At 57.2% G+C, this 22,792-nt stretch carries 22 protein-coding genes, 1 tRNA gene and 1 pseudogene; 15 read left to right on the top strand and 9 right to left on the bottom strand.

Going from position 1 to position 22,792, the window contains the following annotated elements; genetic code table 11:
* The 3 genes from PSV43_RS02275 to PSV43_RS02265 all read right to left on the bottom strand — a co-directional run bounded on the left by PSV43_RS02275 (position 1) and on the right by PSV43_RS02265 (position 4,097).
* Complete coding sequence (locus tag PSV43_RS02275; RefSeq protein WP_300193282.1) at positions 1 to 2,862, bottom strand: DUF1549 domain-containing protein; 2,862 nt, start codon at positions 2,860 to 2,862, stop codon at positions 1 to 3.
* Positions 2,859 to 3,434 carry a sigma-70 family RNA polymerase sigma factor gene (locus PSV43_RS02270; RefSeq protein ID WP_300193279.1) on the bottom strand — a complete coding sequence of 192 codons (576 nt, stop codon included), beginning with the start codon at positions 3,432 to 3,434 and terminating at the stop codon, positions 2,859 to 2,861. The genes PSV43_RS02275 and PSV43_RS02270 overlap by 4 nt, the downstream gene beginning before the upstream one ends.
* A 69-nt stretch (positions 3,435 to 3,503) precedes the next feature.
* Positions 3,504 to 4,097, bottom strand: a complete 594-nt coding sequence (locus tag PSV43_RS02265; RefSeq protein ID WP_300193276.1) for a septal ring lytic transglycosylase RlpA family protein — start codon at positions 4,095 to 4,097, stop codon at positions 3,504 to 3,506.
* Positions 4,098 to 4,158: 61 nt separating this feature from the next.
* Between PSV43_RS02265 and PSV43_RS02260 the strand changes: the two genes are divergently transcribed.
* The gene (locus tag PSV43_RS02260) at positions 4,159 to 5,133 is read left to right on the top strand and encodes an alpha/beta fold hydrolase (RefSeq protein WP_300193274.1); all 975 of its coding nucleotides are present in this window, start codon (positions 4,159 to 4,161) and stop codon (positions 5,131 to 5,133) included.
* Between the two features lie 7 nt (positions 5,134 to 5,140).
* On the opposite strand, the gene PSV43_RS02255 is transcribed toward PSV43_RS02260, so the two are convergent.
* Together PSV43_RS02255 and PSV43_RS02250 are read right to left on the bottom strand one after the other, a co-directional pair.
* A complete protein-coding gene (locus PSV43_RS02255; RefSeq protein ID WP_300193271.1) occupies positions 5,141 to 6,217 on the bottom strand; it encodes a hypothetical protein in 1,077 nt (358 codons plus the stop codon).
* A 3-nt stretch (positions 6,218 to 6,220) separates the two neighbouring features.
* Positions 6,221 to 7,153 carry a DUF2167 domain-containing protein gene (locus tag PSV43_RS02250; protein ID WP_300193268.1) on the bottom strand — a complete coding sequence of 311 codons (933 nt, stop codon included), beginning with the start codon at positions 7,151 to 7,153 and terminating at the stop codon, positions 6,221 to 6,223.
* 121 nt (positions 7,154 to 7,274) lie between these two features.
* Here PSV43_RS02250 and PSV43_RS02245 point away from each other — a divergent pair, with 121 nt between their 5' ends.
* Positions 7,275 to 8,048, top strand: a complete 774-nt coding sequence (locus PSV43_RS02245; RefSeq protein WP_300193265.1) for a hypothetical protein — start codon at positions 7,275 to 7,277, stop codon at positions 8,046 to 8,048.
* Between the two features lie 7 nt (positions 8,049 to 8,055).
* Here PSV43_RS02245 and PSV43_RS02240 read toward each other — a convergent pair whose 3' ends face one another.
* A complete protein-coding gene (locus tag PSV43_RS02240) occupies positions 8,056 to 8,484 on the bottom strand; it encodes a prepilin-type N-terminal cleavage/methylation domain-containing protein (protein WP_300193262.1) in 429 nt (142 codons plus the stop codon).
* Between the two features lie 85 nt (positions 8,485 to 8,569).
* On the opposite strand from PSV43_RS02240, the gene PSV43_RS02235 reads away from it, so the two are divergent.
* The 4 genes from PSV43_RS02235 to PSV43_RS02220 all read left to right on the top strand — a co-directional run bounded on the left by PSV43_RS02235 (position 8,570) and on the right by PSV43_RS02220 (position 12,191).
* Entirely contained in the window at positions 8,570 to 9,220 is a 651-nt protein-coding gene (locus PSV43_RS02235) for a hypothetical protein (RefSeq protein ID WP_300193260.1), read from the top strand.
* 44 nt (positions 9,221 to 9,264) lie between these two features.
* On the top strand, positions 9,265 to 10,557 hold the full coding sequence (clpX, locus tag PSV43_RS02230) for an ATP-dependent Clp protease ATP-binding subunit ClpX (RefSeq protein WP_300193257.1): 1,293 nt from the start codon (positions 9,265 to 9,267) through the stop codon (positions 10,555 to 10,557).
* Positions 10,558 to 10,635: 78 nt separating this feature from the next.
* Complete coding sequence (locus tag PSV43_RS02225; RefSeq protein ID WP_300193254.1) at positions 10,636 to 11,601, top strand: sugar phosphate isomerase/epimerase family protein; 966 nt, start codon at positions 10,636 to 10,638, stop codon at positions 11,599 to 11,601.
* Between the two features lie 41 nt (positions 11,602 to 11,642).
* Positions 11,643 to 12,191, top strand: coding sequence for a PH domain-containing protein (locus PSV43_RS02220; RefSeq protein ID WP_300193252.1), 549 nt, complete (start codon positions 11,643 to 11,645; stop codon positions 12,189 to 12,191).
* Here PSV43_RS02220 and PSV43_RS02215 read toward each other — a convergent pair.
* Entirely contained in the window at positions 12,184 to 12,693 is a 510-nt protein-coding gene (locus PSV43_RS02215; protein WP_300193249.1) for a hypothetical protein, read from the bottom strand. The genes PSV43_RS02220 and PSV43_RS02215 overlap by 8 nt on opposite strands.
* A 67-nt stretch (positions 12,694 to 12,760) precedes the next feature.
* Between PSV43_RS02215 and hflX the strand changes: the two genes are divergently transcribed.
* The 6 genes from hflX (at position 12,761) to PSV43_RS02185 (ending at position 17,745) form a co-directional block, all read left to right on the top strand.
* Positions 12,761 to 14,089, top strand: coding sequence for a GTPase HflX (hflX, locus tag PSV43_RS02210; RefSeq protein ID WP_300193247.1), 1,329 nt, complete (start codon positions 12,761 to 12,763; stop codon positions 14,087 to 14,089).
* A gap of 404 nt (positions 14,090 to 14,493) precedes the next feature.
* A complete protein-coding gene (locus PSV43_RS02205) occupies positions 14,494 to 15,267 on the top strand; it encodes a glucose 1-dehydrogenase (protein ID WP_300193244.1) in 774 nt (257 codons plus the stop codon).
* 53 nt (positions 15,268 to 15,320) lie between these two features.
* Positions 15,321 to 15,911 (top strand): hypothetical protein, encoded by a 591-nt coding sequence (locus PSV43_RS02200; RefSeq protein ID WP_300193242.1) that lies wholly within the window; start codon positions 15,321 to 15,323, stop codon positions 15,909 to 15,911.
* 2 nt (positions 15,912 to 15,913) lie between these two features.
* Positions 15,914 to 16,135: a hypothetical protein gene (locus PSV43_RS02195; RefSeq protein WP_300193240.1), complete on the top strand. Its 222-nt coding sequence runs from the start codon at positions 15,914 to 15,916 to the stop codon at positions 16,133 to 16,135.
* Between the two features lie 279 nt (positions 16,136 to 16,414).
* Positions 16,415 to 17,029: a hypothetical protein gene (locus PSV43_RS02190; protein ID WP_300193237.1), complete on the top strand. Its 615-nt coding sequence runs from the start codon at positions 16,415 to 16,417 to the stop codon at positions 17,027 to 17,029.
* Between the two features lie 419 nt (positions 17,030 to 17,448).
* Entirely contained in the window at positions 17,449 to 17,745 is a 297-nt protein-coding gene (locus PSV43_RS02185; protein WP_300193234.1) for a hypothetical protein, read from the top strand.
* Positions 17,746 to 17,878: 133 nt separating this feature from the next.
* On the opposite strand, the gene PSV43_RS02180 is transcribed toward PSV43_RS02185, so the two are convergent.
* Complete coding sequence (locus PSV43_RS02180; RefSeq protein WP_300193231.1) at positions 17,879 to 18,853, bottom strand: OmpA family protein; 975 nt, start codon at positions 18,851 to 18,853, stop codon at positions 17,879 to 17,881.
* 194 nt (positions 18,854 to 19,047) lie between these two features.
* Between PSV43_RS02180 and PSV43_RS02175 the strand changes: the two genes are divergently transcribed.
* Positions 19,048 to 19,503 (top strand): hypothetical protein, encoded by a 456-nt coding sequence (locus PSV43_RS02175; RefSeq protein WP_300193228.1) that lies wholly within the window; start codon positions 19,048 to 19,050, stop codon positions 19,501 to 19,503.
* A gap of 1,209 nt (positions 19,504 to 20,712) precedes the next feature.
* Here the strand turns inward: PSV43_RS02175 and PSV43_RS02170 are convergent.
* Positions 20,713 to 20,988, bottom strand: coding sequence for a hypothetical protein (locus PSV43_RS02170; RefSeq protein ID WP_300193226.1), 276 nt, complete (start codon positions 20,986 to 20,988; stop codon positions 20,713 to 20,715).
* A 282-nt stretch (positions 20,989 to 21,270) separates the two neighbouring features.
* Between PSV43_RS02170 and PSV43_RS02165 the strand changes: the two genes are divergently transcribed.
* Positions 21,271 to 21,342: transfer RNA gene (locus PSV43_RS02165), tRNA-Arg, on the top strand.
* 373 nt (positions 21,343 to 21,715) lie between these two features.
* A pseudogene (locus PSV43_RS02160) lies at positions 21,716 to 22,792 on the top strand (hypothetical protein); the annotation flags it as partial.

Below are 22,792 nucleotides of genomic sequence, written 5' to 3'. Positions count from 1 at the left end.
TTATTTTTGGAACATGAATTCAGCGGTGGAGAGCAAGGTGCGGGCAAGCGCCTTGGCATTGCGGGTGTCTCCCAGGGCTTCCTTGCAGGCGTCGAGTTCAGCCTGCGTCGGCTCACGAGTCAGCACGGCCAGGAAGGCACCGCGCGCGACTTCAGTGACATTGTTGAGCCCTCGCAGACTGTCCGACAGCGGACTGCCGGAACGAGCGACATGGTCAAAGAAATCGCTGTTCAGCATGAGCAGCGCCTGCGGCACCGTGGAGGAACTCCACGCATCGCCGATGAAGTCACGGTTGCCCTGGCCGAACATGCGCAGGAAATGGCCGTCAGGCGTGGGCTGTGGCAGTTCCGAGGCGCGCTCCAGGCCACCTCCGGCAAACTCCCGCGCCATGTCCTTGCGCAGGCGTGCGCGGCGTTCCTCCACCTGCTTGGCGCGTTCTTCTTTGTTCGCCATTTTACGAGCCACCGCCGTGACTTCACGGGTCTTTTTAGCAGCGACGGCGGCTTCGAGTTCCGCGACACCTGGAGGATCGAAATTCAGTTTCAAATCGAGATCCTTCACCGCCAGCGACATCATGGAATCCCATACCTGCTCAGCCGTCAGACGGCGCAGCACCGGGCCGGGGAAACGATACACCACGGAGGGATCCTGCGGTGGCGGCCCGGCTTCTCGCTGATAGGTCCGGGTGAGGCTGAAGATGTGCAGGATCTTCCGCACATCGTATTTCGAATCACGCACGACGTTGACGAGATACTGGGCCAGATCAGGATTGGCGCAGTCGGCCACTTCGCGCACTTGATCCACTCTGCCAGCGAACGGCAGACCGAATAGTTTGGCCCACAAACGGTTGGCCAGCGTGAGAGCAAAGCGTGTGTTATCTGGAGCGGTGACCCATGCGGCAAGCGTTTCTGCGGGGCGTGCGCCTGCTGTTGGTGATTCGCCGTAGAGCACAGCGGCGGGGATCACATCGCCGGGCTTGCCATCCGCGTATTGATAATCGTCGGGCAGCTTTGCCAGATGGCCCTCACCGTTGACCACGCCTGCACCACCTGCGGCACGCTGGAGCGCCAGCAGGGCATCTCTGATGCGCTGGTTTTTTTGCCGCCGCTCATAGTCCAGCTTGTCCATCGCCATCCGGTCGTAGTGTTCTGCCGCTTCACGGATCGCTTTGCCCGTGACTTCGCCGACGGCATCTGCCTTCGAAGCCGTCGTGATGCCCGAGGTCCAAGCAAGGAACTGATGGTAATCTTTCCGCGTCCAGCGGCTGTAAGGATGGTCATGGCACTGCGCGCAGGAAATCTGGGTGCCAAGAAAAAGCGTGGCCGTGCTCTCGATGTTCGCCGCACGGTTTTCACCATCGCGCAGGTAATAGCCTGCCGCAGGGGCGCGCCAGCCGTAGCCTTCGGGGCTCAGCAGTTCTCGCGTCCATTCATCGAAGGGTTTGTTGTCACGCACGCTCTGCTTGATCCAGGCGAGATAAAAGTCTCCCTGCACACCTTCAGCCAGATCATCCTTGGCACGCAGCAGATCGCACCAGTAGTTGAACATGTGACTGACGTGGCCGTTGGAGGCCAGCAGTGCATTGATCAGGCGGTTGCGTTTGTCAGTGTCCTTGAGGGTGATAAAACGTTGGGTTTCTTCGCTGGTGGGAATGCGGCCGACCAAGTCCAGATACACGCGGCGCAGCCAGACGAATTCACTGGCCAAGGGGCGGGCCTCTTCCGCGTGTTTGCTGAGGTCACGTTCGATGAGCTGATCAATGCGTGCTGCCACGGCCTGGAGTTGGGTGACATCGACGGTCTCGTTCAGCGTCGAGATCGAAACCTCTTTCGCATGCATGGAAGTCCACGAGCCGAAGCTGGCCCCTTCTTCGACCCAGCGCCGAATGAGCGCAATTTCATCGGCGCTTAGCGGCTTGCCCTCGGTGGGCGGTGGCATGAGGTCATCGTGGCCGGGTTTGTGCGAGATGGATTTCACCAGCGCGCTCTTGGAGGCCTTGTGCGGCAGGATGAGATTGTCCGTCTGGCTCTTCTCGCGAATGGCTTCGAGATCATCCAGACGGATGCCGCCTTTCGGCTTCTTCAGTTTGCTGCTGTGGCATTCAAAGCAGGAGCGCTCAAAAATCGGCAGAATATGCTGTTCGAAATCAATCTTGGCGGAAACATCGGGAGTCTCCAAGGGCATGTCGGGCCTCGGTTTCGAAGCGAGATTGATCGGTGGAATCGTGGCGGTCTCCATCTTCTCTGGCACCGCAGCAGCGACGTTCGCCATGCTGATGGCGGGTGGTGCCACAGGCGCTGGCTGAGGAGCAGGTTCCGATTTTTTCTCGACGACCATCACCTCGAGCGTCGGCGTACTTGGAGCAATAGGCGCAGCAGGGGGTGGTTGAATCAGAAACGGTTCAGGCGTCACCGCCTCACGAGTCACAGGTGGGTTTGCGACAATGCGGCCGTACATGATGACATGCTTTCCGGTGCGCTGGGCCACGACAGGCGCAAGGTCGAGCCGCTGAAACAAATCTGGCCACGCGAGGGTGCCGCCGATGAAGCCGATCAACACAGCCGCAGCCGCCGTGGTCCAGCGGGGCAGACTGGTGAACCAGCGCCGCTGGCGACGGCGAGTCGTTGCCGCTTCGATGCTGCGCATGAGATCATCGACCGGCGGCAGATGGGCGCTGGCCACGATGGCATCTGCAAGCGCTGCGGCAGTGTCATTTTTTTCCAGGGCAACACGGAGCAGCGCGTCCATGCCGAGCTGCTGCTCCAGCTCTGCGAGCGTGTCAGGGTCGCTCATCAGTACCTGCCATTCATGATTGGAGAGCACTCCCTCCAAAGCTTTATCGATCGCTTCGTCGGAGTTCATGCCGCTTTTTGCTCCAGGTGAAGTTCGATGCACTTGCGCAGTTGCTGGCGCACACGCATCAGCACGGTGCGCACCGCAAGCGTGCTGCGGCCGGTGCGCTGGGCGATTTCCTCGCAACTGAGCTGCATCTCGTAACGCAGATCCAGGATGGTGCGCTGATGGTGGCGCAGCTTTTCAAGGCAGGTGGCGAGGTGGTCTGACTCATCACTCACGGGTTTGTCAGAAGCCTCCAGCGCCATTTCCCAGCGCACCTGTTCGGAGTAGCGCTCATGTTTGGTGAAGTCACGCGCATAGGCCTTAAGCCGGTCGCGCAGCAGATTGTAGGCGATGGTTCGCAGCCACGGCTGCATGGAGCCTTCGGTGAAATCGCGCATGTTCTGATAAGCGAATACAAAGGCGTCATGCGCCACTTCATCGATCAAATCGGGCACGGGTGCCCGCAGTGCCAGATAGCCGCGCAGCGGCTGCAAATGCCGCTGCATCAGCAGGCGAAACGCAGCGTCATCACCTGCCTCGACCTGTCTGGCGAGGGCGGCATCCTGCGGAATGGTAGGTGGCGTGAGAGAATCCATGCACCGTGGATATGGACGCTCGCGGCCAAAGTGTGGCAGAAAAATGTCGCTGCTGTTGCAGCTGCCTCTTCAGCGATAGCCCGGCGGCGGCGGCGGAATGCCTGCAGGCATTGTGCCAAACCCTGGGGGAGGTGGAGAGGTGCCATACCCAGCAGGAGGCACCGTGGTGGGCTTGCGGTAGCTGCTGGGTGCTGCAGGCGCGTGATACGGTTTGGGTGCCTTGTAAGCAGTGCGTGGCGGAGCGCTGCGGTTGACCGGAGGAGCGCCGTAGTTTGACACAGGCGCAGCGCCGCTGGCCACGGTGTCGGCAGTCACCGTGACATCGCCCAGCCGATGATAGGGAATCTGAATTTCCTGAGCTGCGGCCCGGGAGAGATTGATGACGCGGTTTGGGTAGTAGGGGAAGCGGTCGTTCACCGTCACGTTCACTGTGCGTCCGTTGCCGTTGTTCTTCACCTTGACCACGGTGCCGAAGGGCAGGGTGTTGTGCGCGGCGGTCCAGCCTAACGGCTGATAGATGGCTCCCGAAGTGGTGTAGCGCCCCGCATACTGTTCTGCGATGTAGGAGGCATAACCACGCTCCTCATAAGCGGGCTTGGCGCAACTGGCCAGCAGAGCGGGCAGCGCAATGGCAAGGAATCGAAGAATTGTGGAAAAGTTCATGATCTGCTTTTGCGAACATAACAAGATTGGCACAGGGCACAATCTTGCTCATCATCCGCACGTGAAAAGAATACGAATCGTGCTTGGGGTCGTGCTCCTGCTGGTGCCGCCACTGGCCGGGTGGCTGGCTGCGGATCAGCTGGCGCATCCGTCACGCAGGCCGTTGCAGGACTATCATCAGGAGTTTCTGTCCGCTCCGGCGGCCCATGGCGTGGTGTTAAAACCCTTCACGTGTGCCGATGGCACCCCCTGTCTCGTCTGCGAGCCAGATCCGAGTGGCCTGCTGGGAAAACGCGGGCAGGTGATCCGTGAGCAACTGACGCAGAAAGGCCTCACTTTGCCAGCACCTGGAAGCGTGGCGGGCAATCTGGTGCTGGTGCATGGCCGCCGTGGTCGAAAGGAGGACTACCTGCTAGTCGCAGAGCGTTTCTGCGCCGTGGGCTTTCGCTGCATTCTGCCTGACCTGCCTGGGCATGGAGATCATCCAGGGACAATTGCTTACTACGGTGTGAAGGAAGCGCATCTGCCGGCGCAGGTGCTGCGTGAGGCAGCGGCGAAGTTTGGGTTCAATCCGCAACCCGCCGGAATCATGGGCCTGTCCATGGGGGGCGCGGTGAGCATCCGTGCTCTGGCGGACAAAGATGCGCCGTGGCGTGCCGCTGTGCTGGTTTCCACCTTCGATTCATTGGATCACGTGCTGCGTCACCAGACCTCTCGCTGGGCGGGGAACTGGATTGGCGCAGTCTGGAGCCACCTCACGGGGTGGTGCTATCATCAGCAGACCCAGATGGAAATCAGTGAGGCAAACTCCCTCGCACTGGTTCCCGGACTCAAATGTCCGGTGTTGGTCGCACATGGCACTTCAGATCGAGTGATCCCCATGGAGTGTGGACGGCGTCTCTACGACGCGATGCCACCCGGCATCGAAAAACGCTGGGTCGAAATCCCGGGGGCGGATCACGACAATGTGCTGATCACCGATTTTCCGATCTACGCGGAGATGGCGGAATGGATGCTGCGCCACGTGCACCCGTGAGGGCAGATCAGGCGGCCGGTTGTCGCAATTCCACACCGCCACAGTCGGAGCAGACGGTGATGCTGCTCTGATACTCGGCACCGCAACGCGGGCAGGTGGGCAGTTTGGCCGCTGCGGGCGGATCATAATCCTCTTCTGCAATGTCTTCGTGGCGGAAGAATTTTTGCAGGGCTTCGGCTTCGAGTGGGAGCGAGTCGTTTTGCGCCCAGCCGGGAACGTAGCGCGCCTCTCTCCAAAACTGTCGTGCATTCTTCAGCCAGCACTTTTCATCCAGCAGGCCACGCCAGGCGAGTGGATGTGGCGGTTCGGCATCGGTGGTCAAATTAACGACATCAAACGCACGCATTGCCAGTTGCGGCAGGAAAGCGATCCCGAGCGCACGCCAACGACGATGCGGAATGGCGATGTGATTTTTTTGAGTGCTGCGCAGAAACAACCAGGACTGGATGAATTGCAGCAGCACCAGCACGCCAGCAGCGGCGAGAACAGCCACACTGTCGCCCAAGCGGTAGTACAAAACGCTGATGACGCCGAAGCACCACAGGCAGTGGATCGTGGCGAGAACGCGCAGCGAACGGGTGCGCTGCGCCGCTTCCGTGGCGGCCTTGGCAGCGGACTTCGTATCGAGTGTCGTGCGGGCGTATTTGAGGAAAGTGCTTTGGCGCTGGTCAGGCGTCAGACCTTGCCATTCGGTAAGCCGTTGCTGCCAAAGTTCAGCCAGCGTTTTGGACGGCAGGCTCACACGCGTGGTGACATCGAGATGCAGCGTGGCTTCCTCGGCACGTGGAGCCAGCTTGCCCCATGCGATGTGGACGTTCATGCGGTCAGTCAATTGCACACGCAGCGAATCATGATGAGGCACAAACACCCATGGCAGCGCCAGAGCATGCGCCTGCATGGGCGGCAGTGGCGAGAGCAGCAGCGGCGAGCCGCTGCCGATTTGCAGCCGCATCCAGGGCCGCAGCAAACTCCAGCCCGATTTCCCAGCGCCCGAAGCCATCCAAGCAGAGGCGTGCACGAGGCGCAGGCACTCGATGAGATAGAGCAGCACAAAGACTGCGAGAAGAGTCTGGCCGTCGGTCATGCTCTATTCGCTTGGCGGCTGCCGCGAGCCGAAGATTTTGCCGAAGAGTGTTTTCAAACCGGCAAGACCTGCTACAACCACCAAGATGATGCCTTTTCCCATTTTGGCGATCAGCAGGCCGAGCTTGCCAAACAAACCCATCTTGACTGCAGCAACCGAACCGGCACCGGCTATGAGGGCTGTGAGACCGTATTTAGCGACCTTGTCTCCTTCGCGGAATTCGGCGTAACGTTCGCCTTCGATATAGTTGAAGCCAGCGAGAATTTTCTCCTGCTCGGCAATCATTTTTTCCATTTCCTCCGGTTCACAGACCAGCGTGACTTCCATCACTCCGGTGCGGCCAAGAAGTCGCGTGTTGTAGTTGATGGAGATGCCGTCACTGCCGAGTGACTTCAATCGTGTGCCCCATTCCAGGTTGTTGGTTTTCTCGTTGTAACGGGGTGGTATGACCCAGCCGAGGATTTCAAGTTCGGTCATGCCATGCTCACGGCGGTATTTGTTCCCCTCCTGCTGGCCCTCACGTAGCTTCGCCAGCATGTCATCCGCGTCGATCTTGTCCTTATCGTCGTCTTTCACATAGCCGGATTCATCGAACTCAAAAATGATCCATGGGCCAAGGCCTTCGGTCGCCAGCATGCCGACTTCGCGTTGGGTCGGCGGGTTGCCATACATTTGCATCAGTTTGCGCGTACCGTCGGCGGGGGTGAAGCGGTAGCCCTGGGGAATGGCGACCTCGGCTTTGCCACCAAGGTTGCCCTTGCCTTGCCGGCTCCAGCCGAGTTTTTCGATTTCGTCGATGCGCTTTTGGACGAGCTGCTTCATTTCCTCCTCCGTGGGCTCTTTAGGGGCTGCGGCCTCTGGCTGCTGAGCCTGAGAGGTGGAAAAAACTGCCAGACAGGCCAGCAGTACGGCGCGTGGGATGAATGAAGACTTCATGCGTCTCCAGTCTCGCAGGGGCTGAGGGAGATCGTCAAGGCGAGGTTTTTACCAGATTCGTAATTGGCAGTGCCAGCCTTAGGCGGCATGTTCAAGCGTCGTTGAACTCTCTTTTCATTCCATGGCTGAACCCGATCCTGCTCCAGCATCCGCGCCACGCCGCGGGCCGGGATGCTTTACCCTGCTGGCCCTGACCTTTCTGGCGGTGGTTGTCATTGGCGGCCTCCTGGCATGGAAGGTGGTGGATGCGGGTTTTGGCCTGAAGTGGCTGGCAGAGCATTTCCAGAAGCAGACCATCACCGAGAGCTTCCGCGAAAATGTGAAGCGCATTGCCTCGACTCATGGAGATGTCCTGGAACTGGCCACGATGGAGACCGAGGAGACGGTGACCAAGTATGACACCAAGACGTGGTTCAACGATGCCGTTTACCTCGGCACCACCGTGGCGGAAATCCGCGCGATGGTGGTCTATCGCTATCATTTGAAGCTGTCCGACGAATGGAAACTCTCGGTCGAAAACGGACGCTGTGTGGTGATCGCTCCCGCCATCCGGCCTTCGCTGCCGCCGGCGATTCGCACGGAAACGGTGGAGAAAAAATCCGAGGCGGGCTGGCTGCGATTCAATGCGGCGGAGAACATGGCCGCATTGGAAAAAGGGCTGACTTCCATTTTGGAGAACCGTGCGGGGGTGCCAGGAAAAATCAAGCATGTGCGCGAAGCCAGCCGGCTGTCGGTGGCCAAGTTTGTACAGCACTGGGTTCTCAAGGAACAAAAAGAGCAAGAGGCTGGCATCCGCGAGATCGTGGTGATCTTTCCTGACGAACCAGCGGCGGCCAATGCCGTCGAAGCATCGAAGCTGCCTGCCACATTAAATCTGGAAGTGAGAGCTGATTAAGCCGGACTCAAAGCTGCTGACCGGCAGGATCATAGAGCAGCAGGCCGGATTCGAAGTTCACAAAAGTCAGCGCACCGGGCAGATCTTCGGCTCTCAGGTTGGCAAGACTGAAAAGTTTGTCTTTCCACATTCCTTGCTGGCCAGTGACTCCGCCGGTCAGCTTGACGACGGTGGCCTGCTTGTCGCCAGGCACGACAAAATCCGCTCCGCCCATCGTGGCATAGACCCCGAGAGAAACGATTTCCTGAGCGTTGCGCTGGTTGATCACCTGCTCAATCACGTTACGGTTGTTTCCGCCATACCAGCCGAACGCGATACTGCTGAAAATGCCGACCAGGCAAATGGCGGCGAGTAGCTCGAACAATGAAAAGCCAGCAGCTACCCCCTTTTTCGGCTGGGTTTTTGGGAGGAGGGCGGCGGCGGAAATGAGGGACACGATATTTATAATTATCATAATCATCTTTTCCCCGCAATCTCTCGTTTTGACGGGTGACTGTCTGCATTTAGACAGAGCAGCACACATGAAACCGGACTTGATGGAACAACTACCCCGCTCACAGCGCGAAGCTGTCGAGTCTGCCGGTTATCGTATCATGCGCTGGGTTGCGGCGCGTGAAGTCTTGCAGTCGCGCGTCACCAAAGGCCGTATATCGGAGCCTCTGGGCAATTTTTTGGCACACTGGCTGTCGCTGGCTCCTGCCAATGAGGCTGACTCAGAGCTCTGGCTTTCATTCGATTATGCATTGGACCCAGTGGAACTGAGACTCGCGGGGGGCAGTGTAACGCTTGCCAAATCACCGCTGGAGCAGGCCCTGCTGCATTTGCCTGCCTTGCGCCCCTTTTGGAGCCAGGAATTGCGCCAGCAGCACTTTGTGGCTTTGCGAACTCTGGTCCCTCAGGCATGGCTGCTGGACTCGGCTCAGGTTCCACCCGGAGCAGTGATTCAGGGGCTGGGCACGGTATCTTGGGAGCGAATGCCGCAAATGAGGGGGATGGAGTGGGAAGTTCACGACTCAAAGGGACTGGTAAGTGCGGATTTACCCCTGGGTCTGGCTGCGCGGGACAGCATTTTGATCTCACGCCGGCCTTCAAACGTAGTACTCAATGCAGGTTACGCGCGGAATGACGCAGGACAGGTTGTCTTACGTACGATTGAAGAAGCGGCACCTTGACGTGCCTCCTGCTTACGTGCGACATTAAGCATCCCCAAAAATTCATGGCACGCAGCTCCAACGTTACTCTCTGCTCCTTCTGCGGCAAAAGCCATGCAGAGGTCAAAAAACTCATTGCCGGTCCGGGAGTGTACATTTGCGACAACTGCATTCACGTCTGTAAAAACATCCTCGACAAAGAAACCTCGGTAGATTCGGAGGGTGGTCCGGCTCTGTTGGTGCCACGCCCGGCTGACATTGCCGCACTGCTGGATCAGCATGTGATCGGCCAGTCGCAGGCCAAGAAGGTGCTCAGTGTCGCGGTGCACAATCATTACAAGCGCATCCTTCACACGCAGCAGCAGGCCACGCGCGCTGGCAGCGGTGCTCCCCGCAAGGTGACGACCGCTCTGCCCGACCCTAATGATGTCGAGATCGAAAAGAGCAATGTGCTGCTCATGGGCCCCACCGGTTGTGGCAAGACGCTGCTCGCCAAGACGCTCGCTCGCATTCTCAACGTGCCGTTCAGCATCGCGGATGCCACGACGCTGACGGAAGCCGGCTACGTCGGCGAAGATGTGGAAAACATCGTCCTGCGACTGCTGCAGGCGGCGGACTACGATGTCGCGCGCGCCGAGATGGGCATCGTTTACATTGACGAGATCGACAAGATCGGCCGCAAAACCGAAAACGTGAGCATCACGCGGGATGTCTCAGGCGAAGGCGTGCAGCAGGCGCTGCTGAAAATCATCGAAGGCACCGTGTGCAATGTGCCGCCTCAGGGCGGACGCAAGCATCCGCAGCAGGAATACATTCAGGTGAACACGGAAAACATTCTGTTCATCTGCGGCGGGGCTTTTGTGGGCCTCGACAAACTGATGGAGCGGCGTCGTGGCGGCAAGACCATGGGTTTTGGAAAATCACAGACCGCGAAGCCGGAGACTGGCAAATCCAGGGCGGAGGTCGAGCCTGAGGATCTGCTGTCCTTTGGGCTGATCCCAGAGTTCATCGGTCGTCTCCCTGTGGTTTGTTCGCTGGAGCCACTGACCGAGCAAGAACTCGTCCGGGTGCTTACCGAGCCTAAAAACGCTTTGATCAAACAGTATGCGAAACTGATGAACATGGACGGCGTGGAGCTTTCCATCACGCGGGACGCCATGCTGGCCATGTCGAAGGAAGCGGTGACGCGCGGCACAGGTGCACGCGGACTGCGCAGCATCTTCGAGCGCATCATGCTGGACGTCATGTACGATGTTCCCAGCCGGATGGACGTCCGCGGCGTCACCATCAACGAAGGTGTCGTCAAAGGCGAGCGCGCGGCCATGCTGCGCAAGCGTGTCGAACGCAAGGCGGCCTAGGCTTTTGTTACAAAGCCGGGGCGAAAATTCTTCTGGAGCTTTAGCGGCACTGCACGTCATAGTGCGGAGTATCCGCTCATGACTTCCAGCACCTCCTCCCGCCGCCATTTTTTGCAACTCGTCACCGCCGCTGTTGCCGCTGCGGGTTCCCGCTCGGCCATGGCCGCCGACAAGAAGGAACCCTTCAAAATCTCGCTGGCTGAGTGGTCGCTGAACAAAGGCATCTTCGGAAAAGGCGGAGCGGAGCGCCACGAGCATCTCGACTTCTGCAAGATCGCCCGCAGTCTGGACATCGGGGGCGTCGAGTATGTGAACCAGATGTTTTTCGACAAGGCCACAGACGCCGCCTACCTCGGCGAAATGAAGAAGCGCCAGGAAGGCGAAGGCGTGGAGGGCCTTCTCATCATGTGCGACCGTGAAGGCAATCTCGGCGACCCCGATGAAGCGAAGCGCGCAAAGACCGTCGAAAACCATCTCAAGTGGCTCGACGCCGCGAAGACCCTCGGCTGCCACAGCATCCGCGTGAACGCTGCCAGCGATCACAAATTGAGCCCGGAAGAGCAGATGAAACTCGCGGCGGATGGCCTGCATCGCCTCTGCGTGGAAGGCGACAAGCGCGGACTCTTCGTGGTGGTGGAAAACCATGGCGGACTTTCCAGCAATGGCCTCTGGCTCACCGGGGTGATGAAAGCCGCAGACCACGCCCGCGTCGGAATTTTGCCCGATTTCGGCAACTTCTACACCGACCGCATCAAAGGCGAGCTCTACAATCCCTACAAGGGCCTGCGTGAATTCATGCCATGGGTGAAGAAAGGCATGAGCGCCAAGGCCTATGACTGGGACACCGGCGCTGGCAAGTTCTACACCGAAGACCGCCGCGAAGGGCGCGAGATCACTCTCGACTTTGAGCGTCTGATCAACATCGTCGTCAAGGCTGGCTACAATGGCTACATCGGCATCGAATACGAAGGCGACAAGCACACTGAAATCGAAGGCATCAAGCGTACCAAGCAGGCGCTCGATGAGATCAAGGCGATGCTCTGAATTTCCAACCGCAGCCAAAACTCACACACCCTCGCACCCTCATGACCACCGAAGACTCCCCCATGCCCTCCGCCGTAGCGGAAACCACCCTCTGGTCCGGTCACACCTCCCAGTGGGTGCACTTCTGGTACTACTTCTTCTGCCTCCTGCTCGCTGGCGGCATCGCCTTCGCTGCCACCGTGTTTGGGCTGGCCACTGCGGGCATCGGAATGCTTGGCTATCTGGCGCTCATCATCCCGCTGGTGATGTGGCTCATGCGCTGGTGGGTCACGAAATGCACGACGTATGAACTGACCAGCCAGCGCTTGCGAATTCGTGCGGGGATTCTCAACAAAAAGGTCGATGAAATGGAGCTTTTCCGGGTGCGTGACTACTCGATGGAGCAGCCATTTCTGCTGCGTATGGTTGGGCTTGGCAATATAACATTGGTCACCTCCGACGCCACGACACCCACTGTGGCCATGCGCGCCATTCCTGGGGTTGAGTCAGTGCGTGAAAAACTGCGCAACGCGGTGCAAAATGAGCGTGATCGCAAGCGGGTGCGTCAGATGGACGTGGACAGTGTGGATGACCACGGCGGACTCAGTTGATTGCGGATGAGGAGCTTTCGAGCTTTTCGGCGTTTACCACGGTGGTTTTGCCGTCTTTGACTTCGAGCTGCATTTTCATGCGCGCGAATTCCTTTTTGTAGCTCCAGCCGGCTTCCACGTCCCAGGTGGTGGCGCTGGTGGGCTGGAGTTTGCGGAGCTGGAGGACAAACGCGGCGAGGCGTGTGTCGGCATCCGCAATGGTGTGGTCGGGAGCGATGTCCTTCAGATGCTGAGCGTTGATGAACTTGAGTTTTAAATCGGCAAAGCGGCTGGTGAAGGCGTCGGTTGCGGGGGTCATGCCGTCGCGGTTGATTTCGCCGAGCACGATGGAGTAGCTTTTGGGGATGCCGGGGTTGAGATCGGGCAGGGTGGTGATGAGGTGGCGGAGGGCGGCTTCGCCGGCATCGCACTCATAGAGGTTCAGCGGCAGGGGGGCGGTGTCTGAGGAATCGCAGGCGGCGAGACTGAGGCAGAGGCTGAGCAGGAGGAGGCGGCGTGTCATGTATCCTGTTCATGGCATGGAATACGCAGCTTGGCAATGCGCCGCCGCGCTCCATACTTTCCTGACTATGTTTGACATTCGAGAAAAACCCAATGCAGTTGAGAGCGCGTTTCTGGTCGGTGCCTACTTTGACCGGCGGCAGAAGCAGGAGGCGACTGATTTGCTGGAGGAACTGGCGGAGCTGGTGGGGACGCTGGGGATCAACATCATCGGCAAGGAGCTGGTTTTTGCGCGCGAGCACACGGCGCGCTACCTGATCGGCAGCGGGAAGTCGGCGGAGCTCATGAAGCAGGCCAAGGAGGTCGGGGCGGATGTCATCGTGTGGGACAACGAACTGAGCCCGGGGCAGCAGCGCGCTTGGGAAAGCGAGGGAGACATTTGCGTGATCGACCGGCATGAGGTGATTTTGGATATTTTCAACATGCGGGCCAAGACGCGTGAGGCGCGGCTGCAGGTGGAGCTGGCGAAAATGGAGTATTCCATTCCACGACTCACCCGCATGTGGGCGCATCTTGACCGCCAAGGCGGTGGTGCGGGTGGTGGCGTGGGCGGAGCAGGTGCGGCACGTGGTGAAGGTGAAACCCAGCTCGAAGTGGACCGCCGCCTCGCCAGCAAGCGGCTGGACAAACTGCGCGCCGACTTGGAAGAAGTGAAGAAACAGCGCGAGACGATGCGCAAGGACCGTCTGCGTACGCCGGTGCCGCATGCGGCCATCGTGGGCTACACGAATGCCGGGAAGTCATCCTTGCTGAACAAGCTGACGGCGGCGGACGCTTATGTGGAGGACAAGCTGTTTGCGACGCTGGACACGACGACGCGGCGCATGGAGCTGCCGGACGGTCAGCCGCTGCTGGTGACGGATACGGTGGGGTTCATTCGCAATCTGCCGCATGATCTGGTGCAGTCATTCCGCGCGACCTTGGAAGAAGCCATTCAGGCGGACTTTTTGATTCATGTGATCGATGCCAGTTCGCTGCAGGCGGTGGAGTTTTACCAGACGACGTCGAAGGTGCTCTCTGAACTCGGTGCGGGGGACAAGAAGGTGCTGCTGGTGCTGAACAAGGTGGATCTTGTTGATGATCCGCGCCTGATGGAACTGCGCCGTGAGTTTCCGGAGGCGGTGGTCATTTCGGTCAAAACGGGGCAGGGGATGGACGATCTGCTGCACCGTCTGCATGACTTCTTGATCGACCGCGTGGTGCGGCTGACGATGAGCCTGCCGCTGGATCGCATGGATCTCGTCGCTCTCATCCATCAGGAGGGCAAGATGCTCAGTGAGGACTACGATACCGGGCGCGCTGAGATTCAGTGTGTGATTTCCAAGCGGTTTGAGAGCCGGTTCGCGGAATTTTTGCCAGTGGATCCCGAGGCTGGGAAGAAGAAGGGGAAGAAGTAGGGAGCGGATTAATACCTTGGACAGTTGAAAATGAGTTTGAAGGAACAGGCCTGTTTTCCAAGCAGAGGATCAGGCAGGGCGCTTCATGCTGGGAGGTAGGATGGACGTGGCGACAGCCCGTCCGTCCATGAGCGTACTGCAAGCACTGTGGCGTAGGAACGTCCTCGCAGTCGGGCGGTTTGGCGGAAGTGGCGATGGAGCATGGGCAGCCCTCGACGCCAAACACGGCCGACCTACGTTCCAGAAAGGCGCATGCCCTCTCAGCGAACAGATTTGTTTTAAATTGAGCATGCTATGAGACGGGCAGGAATGCCCCGGTTACGTTTTGCTTTCCGCTGAGAATTGTTTGGCGAAAGTGGGGAATGGGGTAAAAAGGGGCTGCCAATCACAGTTTACTTCCGCTCATGTTCTCACTCGCCAACAAAACAGTCATCATCACCGGAGCCGGATCAGGCATCGGCCAGGCCATCGCCGTTCTTTTCGCCAAGCAGGGGGCGCATGTCGAAGTGCTCGACCTCAAGCAGGAAGCCGCGCAGGTCACGGTGGATCAAATCACGGCTGCCGGTGGCAGCGCACGCGGCTCGGCCTGTGATGTGGGCAGCTATGCGGAGGTGAAGGCACTGTTTGATGACGTCGCCACGACCCACGGCAAGATCGACGTGCTGGTGAACAACGCTGGCATCGCCCACATCGGCACCGCTTTGACCACCTCTGAGGAAGACATGGACCGCCTCCACCGCGTCAATATCAAAGGTGTGCACGCCTGCGCCCAGGCCGCGCTCGCCCACATGACCACCAAGAATAACGGCGTGATCCTGAACATGTGCTCCATCGCCGCCCAGATGGGCCTCGCCGACCGCTTCGCCTACTCCATGACCAAAGGTGCCGTCCTCATGATGACCTACTCCATCGCCAAGGACTTCATCAAGCAAGGCATCCGCTGCAACTGCATCGCCCCCGCCCGCGTTCACACTCCGTTTGTGGACGGCTACCTCGCCAAGACCTATCCCGGCCAGGAAGCCGAAATGTTCCAGAAGCTCAGCGAAGCCCAGCCCATCGGCCGCATGGCCAAGCCCGAAGAAATCGCCGCCCTCGCCCTCTACCTCTGCAGTGATGAGGCCGGGTTTGTCACGGGGAGTTCTTACCCGATTGATGGGGGCGCGGTGAATCTGAGATAGGGAAGTAGAAAATTTAAATTGTTGGGGGACTGTGTCAAAAACTGGGCCGGAGCATGAGAGAATTCGATTATCAACGACTGGTCATCGGCTATCACGGTTGTGATGCCTCCGTTCGTGATAAAGTGATTCAGAAGGGCGGCCAGCTACAAGCCTTTCCGAAGAGTTACGACTGGCTGGGACATGGCATTTACTTCTGGGAGCATGGTCCGGCGCGTGCCCTAGAGTGGGCCAGAGCGCAGAAAAAAAGAGGCAAGCTAAAGACTCCGGCGGTGCTTGGGGCGGTCCTTCATCTGGGCAGTTGTTTTGATCTGCTGGACGCCGAATATACCGACGTGCTCACCGAGGCATATCCGCTGTTTGAGGAATCCATCAAGGCCAACAAAACGCCGCGCCCGAGCAACAAGCCACTGAACAAGACTGACAAAGATCAACTGCTGCGAAAGTTGGATTGCGCCGTGGTGAACTGGACCATCGAGCAGCTTGAAAAAGACGGGAAGGCACACTTTCATTCCGTGCGGGGTGTGTTTCAGGAGGGAGACTCTGTTTTTCCAGAATCTGGCATCCGCCGCCGCTCCCATATTCAGATTGCTGTTCGTGATCCTGCCTGTATTTTGGGATACTTCCAATCGCCTTCGCAAAGATAGCCATGCCTGACACCCAACAACTTTCCAAAAGCGATCTGCGCTCTGCCTGGAAGCGAGCCGTCAGCCGCTTGGAAGCCATGAGCGATAAAAAGCGTGCAGAAACTTTGGTTGATGCTGGCATCATCACCGCCGGAGGCAAGCCACGGAAGCCCTACAAGCATCTTTTTGTTTCGCATTCGACGAAAGACACGAAGGCGGGAGTTTGGAACTCAAAAGAGAAATAGCCACAGGGCCGCCCATGTTTGGTTTGGGCTTAGTTCTACATTGTTAAGCGTCTGGGGCGAGGCGGAGCGTTCCTTGTTCCACAGGAACAAGGCTACTTTGCTGCGCTGAGACGTCAGCCGAAAGCAGCCTGCCTGACGATCAAGTCTAACAATGTAGAATTAGGATCTTTGAACAAAGGGGTTGAATTTGAAAAAGCGGACCCAAGGTTTGTGGTATGACGTGGTGGTATGGCTGCGGCCACGGATACCCGTTTATACCATCTTCTTTTCTTTGAGATCATGACTTCCACCTCTTCTGCAACGAAAAAGGGCCGCAAGAGCCGGGCGAAGGTTCGGCGGCGGGTGGTGAAGGCGGCGAGTGTGCGGCGGTGGTTGAGACGGGCGCGGGCGAAGGGAATGAGGGGGCCGGGGCTGGTGTTTGAACTGCATGTGCGCCGGGGGATGTCGCTGGCGAAGGTGGCGCGGGTGCTTAGAGTGAGGCCGGAGGTGGTGCGAAGGCACTGGCGGAAGCACTGTGCGGAGCTTGCGGGCGTGGGGAAGGCTGCCAAGCCGCCCAGGATTTTACCGCCGCTGGCTCCGCAGTTGGAGGAGGATGTGGCGGCGCTGCGGGAACGTGTGGGCTTGATGCTGTGGGAGACGGTGGGGGCGACGTTTGCTGAGGTGGCGGGGGAGCGCGAGGGTGGTGATGGGGCTGCGCCTGAGCCGCCGTCGATGCCCAGGGTCTCGGTGCGGCTTAAGGCGCTGGAACAGATGGGAGAGCTTTATGGTGTTGGCCGTGTGAGGCGGGGCAAGCGTGCCGGACGGGTGGCAGAGGTTGGTACGGCGGTGTGTGCGACGCCGGAGGAGATTGCGGCGATGGTGAGGGAGCGGATTCGCGGGGAGGACCGGAGTTGAACCACGGATTGCACGGAGTACACGGATGTGGATCAGAAGTGGGGTGGGGTTTTGAGGGAAGGGTGGGCGAAAGGGGGCGTTTGTTTTTTGGCAAAGGAATGGCCGGAGATTTGAACCACGGAATACACAGAATACACGGAAGGGGAATGGCCGGAGATTTGTCCCGCAGTTATTCGGGAGGGGCAGAGATTGAAGTGGGAGGATGGGGTTTTCTTGGGGGAGACATGCCAAGGGCGGATTGTTGTGCCTGGCGTGACCAGCGAGGGCTGGCAGTCAGCCGGGCTGTTTTCAGGGGTGGGATTTACGGACGATGCGCGCGCCTCGTGGGCTGGTGCCATTGCGTCGATGAACCATTGATCATCAAATAGTTACGCCGAGATGACTTACATAATGACTGGCATCTTTTCAGGCATCTTTTCATGGTATCCTACCGGGCACGCGACCAGGAAACGGCGCAGAGGTATGGAAAGACGGTGAAGGCTCTGGAGATCACGAATCGAGAATACCGGCAGCGTTTCGACAAACTGGCTGAGAAGCAGTCCATGAAACCTCCTCCCGGTAGCGCCATCCATATCATGATGGGCTATCTGGTCGTCCGTAAACTTGGCACGTCCCGGCAATATGAAACATGGATGTCTGGCGACGTCTTTGATGAACTTTATGTGAACCCGGATCAAAGCGCCCTGTCCACAAGGGGACAACCTTGGGGACGATGAAACCATGAGCAACGGATGTCTTTCACTCCTGACCTTCTTTTTAAAGCGGAAGGCCGCAGCGACTGTCGTTAATGATGAATGCCGTTCTCCTTCTCCTGGGGCGAACAAGTGGAATGGCGGATAACTCGCCTCCCTACTTCTCCACCTTCACAAGGGCGACGCGACGATTCTTCGCACGGCCTTCTTCGTTGCTGTTGGTAGCGATGGGACATTGGAGTCCGACGCCACATGGAGTGAGCCTCGATGCTGCGTTGGGCACACGTTCGCTGAGGGCTGCGGTGACGGCAGATGCGCGCCGCTTTGACAGGTCCATGTTGTCCTCAAAACCACCGACTCCGTCGGTGTGACCGACGACCAGTAGCCGCAGGCTGCCATCTGCTTTGAGCAGTTTCTCAACCTCATCCAGTGTGGGACTGGATTCACTTTTTAGTTTCGCGGAGCCCGTATCAAAGTAGAAGCCATACAGATTGACACCGCCTTGATCGAGCAGCGCGGAAGCCATCGCGTCAGCTTTGATCACAACCATTTTTTCATCCATGGCCGCAGACTCGATGACATCCAAGGCAATGACAGGTGCGCCAGCAGTCGGCTTGGAGGAGATGGGCACCACGACTCCATTTTTGAAGTTGGCAATAAACAGAGCCAAGTGATTCGATCCCTTTTTCGCCGCCATGAAATGACCACCAGAACCGAGGGAAAACGTCTGACCTGGGCGATCAGCAAACAGCCGTCGCATATCACCCATTTCTGCATCGCTCCCCGTCCAGAGCACTTCCCAGCCTTGCTCTGCCAGAGTGGATTGGTAGTTCCTAAACACTTCCAGACTTGTGCGTTTGCCATCACTTCCCGCATACGTGACACGCGTCACCTTGCCCTCTAGCTTCTCGCTCTTCGTGAAGGTTCCTTTAGCGGTTGGGATGTTGCGTGCGGAAAATTTACCCAGCGGCAGATTGTAAGAATCAAAGGTCTTCTCTTCAAAGAATGTAATGCGCGTGCCCTCGTAGCGCTTCAGACCCAGTGGATCCTTTGAATCCGGAATGTCCTGCGCACGGAGGAGCGAGGACGAGGCTAGTGCCAGGACGATGGGGAGAATGGACAGTAGTTTCACAATAAAGGAGCGGGGTGGAAGTTGCTAAGAAATGCGAATGAGGAAACTAGCACAAGCTCAGATGGTGAAAAGCTCCAAACTTCAAATCTCGAACTCAAGATCACCGCCCATCTCGCCTTCGCTGATCCTGCTTCCTCACTGGCAGGCAAAAATTCGTTGATACCACGTTATGGATCTCTTAAACAACGATTAGTATGAGCACCACACCAACCTCTGAAATGGGTTTTCCTGATGAATGCATGGAAGAGATCCGCAATCTTTTTGTGAGTTCGATCCATGATACCGCAGAGGAGGATCTACCTGAGGGCACTCGTCAGATCCTTCTCGTGGCCGGCCACTCAATGATCACTTCGAATTTCTTGCTGAACACCTCCTCAGGGAAGACAGATTCCCAGGCTGTGATTCTGCTGTGGGGAAATCCTTCGCCAAGTTCCGATCCCAACTTGAAGAGGATTTACATTACCTTCATCGAGGATAATGCCAAAGTGCGCCGCCCAGATTTTAACAAAGCCGGTGGAACCATTAGGCTCTGGATGCACTGTAAGAATATGCCTATGGTTCTGGCGCAACTCCACGAACCGAATGTCTATGGTTGGATTGGTCACTTCGGTCAGGGCCAGATATATGCCGACATTCACACGAGCCACTAGGACAGATTACAGGAACTGCGACCGTGAAGACGTGCGCGTTTTTGCTGTTACTCGGTGCAAATCTCGGGTATCCAAGGAAAGGAGTCTCTTACGGCGAAAGAAATTTCAGCCGCGTAAAACTTGATCACTCTTCAGCGCATTCAGTGAAAAGCAGAAAGGTAACCCCTTGATAATAGCCACACCGAATCGAACCCTTGAGAGGGTGACTCGATACCCATAGCCAGGTTTTAGGTGCAGGCCTCCTTCATATGCTAAACCTGTTCTATTCTCCCTTATTCGGGTTTGGGAAAGGGGTCTTATTCCCAGCAATTCTAGAATAGGCTTTGTACCTCCCCGTTCCTTTGCACGTGTAACAGCTTGTGCTTTCACCAGGTTTCGCGCCAAGCTCTGTAAAAGCGGTCCAAGTCAGATCCTGACGCTCTAGCCATACTCGCATGTCCAGAGTTTGGCTGGAAGCATTTTTATATCGAAGAGAAATACTCGATGGTGAACTGCAGCTTGTTCCACGCTCCACATCGTAAATTTGGATGTCCTGGGCTTCTGCGCGAGTAAAAAACAATGAAACCCCAACGATCAATATCCTTATTCGATTGTTCACAAGGCGATGGAATAAACGGGGAAAACATCTATGACAAGCCGAATTGTGATTAAAGCATGCCCTCTGTTCTTTGCAATGGCTTGTACGCACCAAGACTTTTCCAAAAAGGCACCTCAAAGTCGTCCATGAAGCTGATTCTGTTCCTCCTCATCCCAGTTCTCGCCTTCGCTGATCCTGCATCCTCACTGGCAGGAAAAAACGCGACATTGAGAGATGGGACAGGCAAAACCACGACCAGCACAAGCACATCACGCACAACGACCACTTTTCGGGATTCGTCTGGCCGTCTCACTGGAACCTCTCAAACCAGCGCCGGCACAACCACATTCAGGGATTCAGCAGGCAGACTCACCTCCACATTAAGCACCTCAAGATCTACCGTGACCAGTCGAGATGCCAGTGGAAGATCTACCGGCACATCCACCACCACATCGTCTGGAACCACTACCTACCGAGATTCAACAGGCAGGATCACGGGCACCAGCTCTGTTTCCGGCAACACGATCACCTTCAGGGATTCGTCAGGCCGGATGACAGGAACAGCGAGCGTGAAGAAGTGAGTTGCCCCCCACAACTGCCACCGTAAGGAAACTCCTGAAGAACTGAACGACTCAACTTTCCACCAAAAGCAGTTCTGGTTCTCGTTCCGCTACCTTTGGAATGATGCTCCTTTGCATTTCAGCCATTGAGATCGTTCCGCTGCAAAAGTCCCAAGCCAAACCGGTTCGCGCAATATCGAGGGGAGAAATACCGGCATGACGCAATTCAGAGGTGCGGGGAATATCAAAGCAGCCGGCGTACACATAAGCCTTCGCATCACCTGGTGAGAATCCCTCATCCAGCCACTGTTTTGCGGCTGTCTGATTGCTTCCAAAAGCGCGAGCCATGGCTGTTAGGTCTTCGATGCTCCTTTTCATGGGCGGATTCTGGCATGTCTTAAAGACTGTTCAAGTGAATAGTATTGCGGACACCCTGAGCATCAAAATATTCCGTGAGTCGTCTCTGAGTCAAACCGCGAATTCATTCCTCAATTCTCTTGGAAGTTGAGACCAACACATGCTACCAGACATCGTGGAATTTCGGGTAACATCGACAGACGTATTCTCAAACTCATTCTCAAAATGACGTTTTGAGCTTTGCTTCCATCGGTAACACATTGAAAATCAGTTGTCTCCGTAGTTCAATGGATAGAACGAGGGTTTCCTAAACTCTAAATACAGGTTCGATTCCTGTCGGGGATACGCGGTAAAGAATGTGGAGGTGGGGCTCAAAGCTGGGCGGTTGACTCACTCCTGAATACCAAGATTTGGCGGGAGAATTTGGGCTTCGCTAAATTCTTAGGTGGATGACTTATTTATTTAGGATGCTTTATTTAGAATTTATTCTACTGAATATCAGTGAATTGCATTTTTTTTGCGAAAGAGTAAAAAATGATAGAAGCTAAGGGTTGTTTGTGTTTTGATACAAAGAATTCCTTTAGATGTCACTAACCACAGACTGCACTGATATAAAGAATGCAGCAGACGCAACTCTTTCCAAGAGAATGCGGGCTGCTGCTTCGCTGCATTTGTGATCGCAGAGACAGGGGTTTGCTTTCCTTTTTCCTTATCCATTATGAAGACATTACGCCATTACCGCCAACTGCTTGGATGGTTCATGATTTGCCTGACGGCAACTTGGCTCCCGGGTCCGGCTGCACAGGGGGCGACATTCACATGGACTCCGACTGGTGCGGGTCCCTTCACATGGAACACTGCGGGCAACTGGACGGAAGGTGTGCCTGCGAATGCTGCAGAGGACGTGATCAATCTGACTGCCAATCTTAGTGTGGCGCAAACCATCAATCTCGACATTAACGCCACGCTGGGCACGCTGAATATTGGAGATCCAACCACTGCGTTCTTTGGCTACACATTGCAGTCGCTCAACGGCAGCACGCTGACTTTTGACAACGGGGCCTTGGCTGCGGTGCTGACCAAGGCGGCGGCGGCCACGGCGAATGATTTGATCTCAACGAACATCCTTCTTGGGAGCACGGGCAATGCTGATTTTAACATCACGAATGCGGTGGCCAACACGAGCAGTCTGCTCACCCTTGCTGGCAACATCTCGGAGAGCGGACTCGTCCCCAAGAACTTGGTCATCGCAGGGAACACGGCTGGCAGCAGCAACGGTGTGACGGTATTGGCTGGGACGAATAGTTTCACTGGCACCGTCAGTGTTAACAGCGGCACCCTTGTTGCCGTGGGTGCTGCATCTCTGAACAGCGGGGCTGCGAACACCCTCACGCTGGCCAGTGGTACGACCCTGGCCCTCCGCGACAACGGCTCCGGCTATGGTGATCGGCAGAGCATCGCCTTTGGCGACGACCTGAGCATTGCGGGCAGCAGCACCATCGCCCCTGACCGCACTGGTTTGGCGGGTTTCCCGGGATCGACTGCACTGAACAAGACGATCCAGATGAACTCCCTGTCTTGGACGGCGGCCAGCACGACCCTGACGGTGGCCCCGAGCAACGGGTATGGGCTGGAGATTACGGGACTAACGAATATCAATCAGGCTTCAACCACGATCAGCGTCGGTACGTTGACCGGATCGAATGTGGTTCAAGGGCTGACCTTGAGTGGCCAGGTCTCGGGGGACCAGAACTGGACCAAGACGGGCACGGGCGCGATCGTTTTGACGAACGCC

Source organism: Prosthecobacter sp. (genome assembly GCF_029946185.1).
GTDB lineage: Bacteria > Verrucomicrobiota > Verrucomicrobiia > Verrucomicrobiales > Verrucomicrobiaceae > Prosthecobacter.
Note: the sequence above shows the minus strand (reverse complement) of the source record. Positions and strands in the feature narration are given on the sequence as shown.

Bases quoted from the DNA above. Each gene is read 5' to 3' on its own strand.
- PSV43_RS02275 (WP_300193282.1), bottom strand. From the start codon at position 2,862: ATGAACTCCGACGAAGCGATCGATAAAGCTTTGGAGGGAGTGCTCTCC.
- PSV43_RS02270 (WP_300193279.1), bottom strand. From the start codon at position 3,434: ATGGATTCTCTCACGCCACCTACCATTCCGCAGGATGCCGCCCTCGCC.
- PSV43_RS02265 (WP_300193276.1), bottom strand. From the start codon at position 4,097: ATGAACTTTTCCACAATTCTTCGATTCCTTGCCATTGCGCTGCCCGCT.
- PSV43_RS02255 (WP_300193271.1), bottom strand. From the start codon at position 6,217: ATGACCGACGGCCAGACTCTTCTCGCAGTCTTTGTGCTGCTCTATCTC.
- PSV43_RS02250 (WP_300193268.1), bottom strand. From the start codon at position 7,153: ATGAAGTCTTCATTCATCCCACGCGCCGTACTGCTGGCCTGTCTGGCA.
- PSV43_RS02245 (WP_300193265.1), top strand. From the start codon at position 7,275: ATGGCTGAACCCGATCCTGCTCCAGCATCCGCGCCACGCCGCGGGCCG.
- PSV43_RS02235 (WP_300193260.1), top strand. From the start codon at position 8,570: ATGAAACCGGACTTGATGGAACAACTACCCCGCTCACAGCGCGAAGCT.
- clpX (WP_300193257.1), top strand. From the start codon at position 9,265: ATGGCACGCAGCTCCAACGTTACTCTCTGCTCCTTCTGCGGCAAAAGC.
- PSV43_RS02225 (WP_300193254.1), top strand. From the start codon at position 10,636: ATGACTTCCAGCACCTCCTCCCGCCGCCATTTTTTGCAACTCGTCACC.
- PSV43_RS02220 (WP_300193252.1), top strand. From the start codon at position 11,643: ATGACCACCGAAGACTCCCCCATGCCCTCCGCCGTAGCGGAAACCACC.
- PSV43_RS02215 (WP_300193249.1), bottom strand. From the start codon at position 12,693: ATGACACGCCGCCTCCTCCTGCTCAGCCTCTGCCTCAGTCTCGCCGCC.
- hflX (WP_300193247.1), top strand. From the start codon at position 12,761: ATGTTTGACATTCGAGAAAAACCCAATGCAGTTGAGAGCGCGTTTCTG.
- PSV43_RS02205 (WP_300193244.1), top strand. From the start codon at position 14,494: ATGTTCTCACTCGCCAACAAAACAGTCATCATCACCGGAGCCGGATCA.
- PSV43_RS02200 (WP_300193242.1), top strand. From the start codon at position 15,321: ATGAGAGAATTCGATTATCAACGACTGGTCATCGGCTATCACGGTTGT.
- PSV43_RS02195 (WP_300193240.1), top strand. From the start codon at position 15,914: ATGCCTGACACCCAACAACTTTCCAAAAGCGATCTGCGCTCTGCCTGG.
- PSV43_RS02190 (WP_300193237.1), top strand. From the start codon at position 16,415: ATGACTTCCACCTCTTCTGCAACGAAAAAGGGCCGCAAGAGCCGGGCG.
- PSV43_RS02185 (WP_300193234.1), top strand. From the start codon at position 17,449: ATGGTATCCTACCGGGCACGCGACCAGGAAACGGCGCAGAGGTATGGA.
- PSV43_RS02175 (WP_300193228.1), top strand. From the start codon at position 19,048: ATGAGCACCACACCAACCTCTGAAATGGGTTTTCCTGATGAATGCATG.
- PSV43_RS02170 (WP_300193226.1), bottom strand. From the start codon at position 20,988: ATGGCTCGCGCTTTTGGAAGCAATCAGACAGCCGCAAAACAGTGGCTG.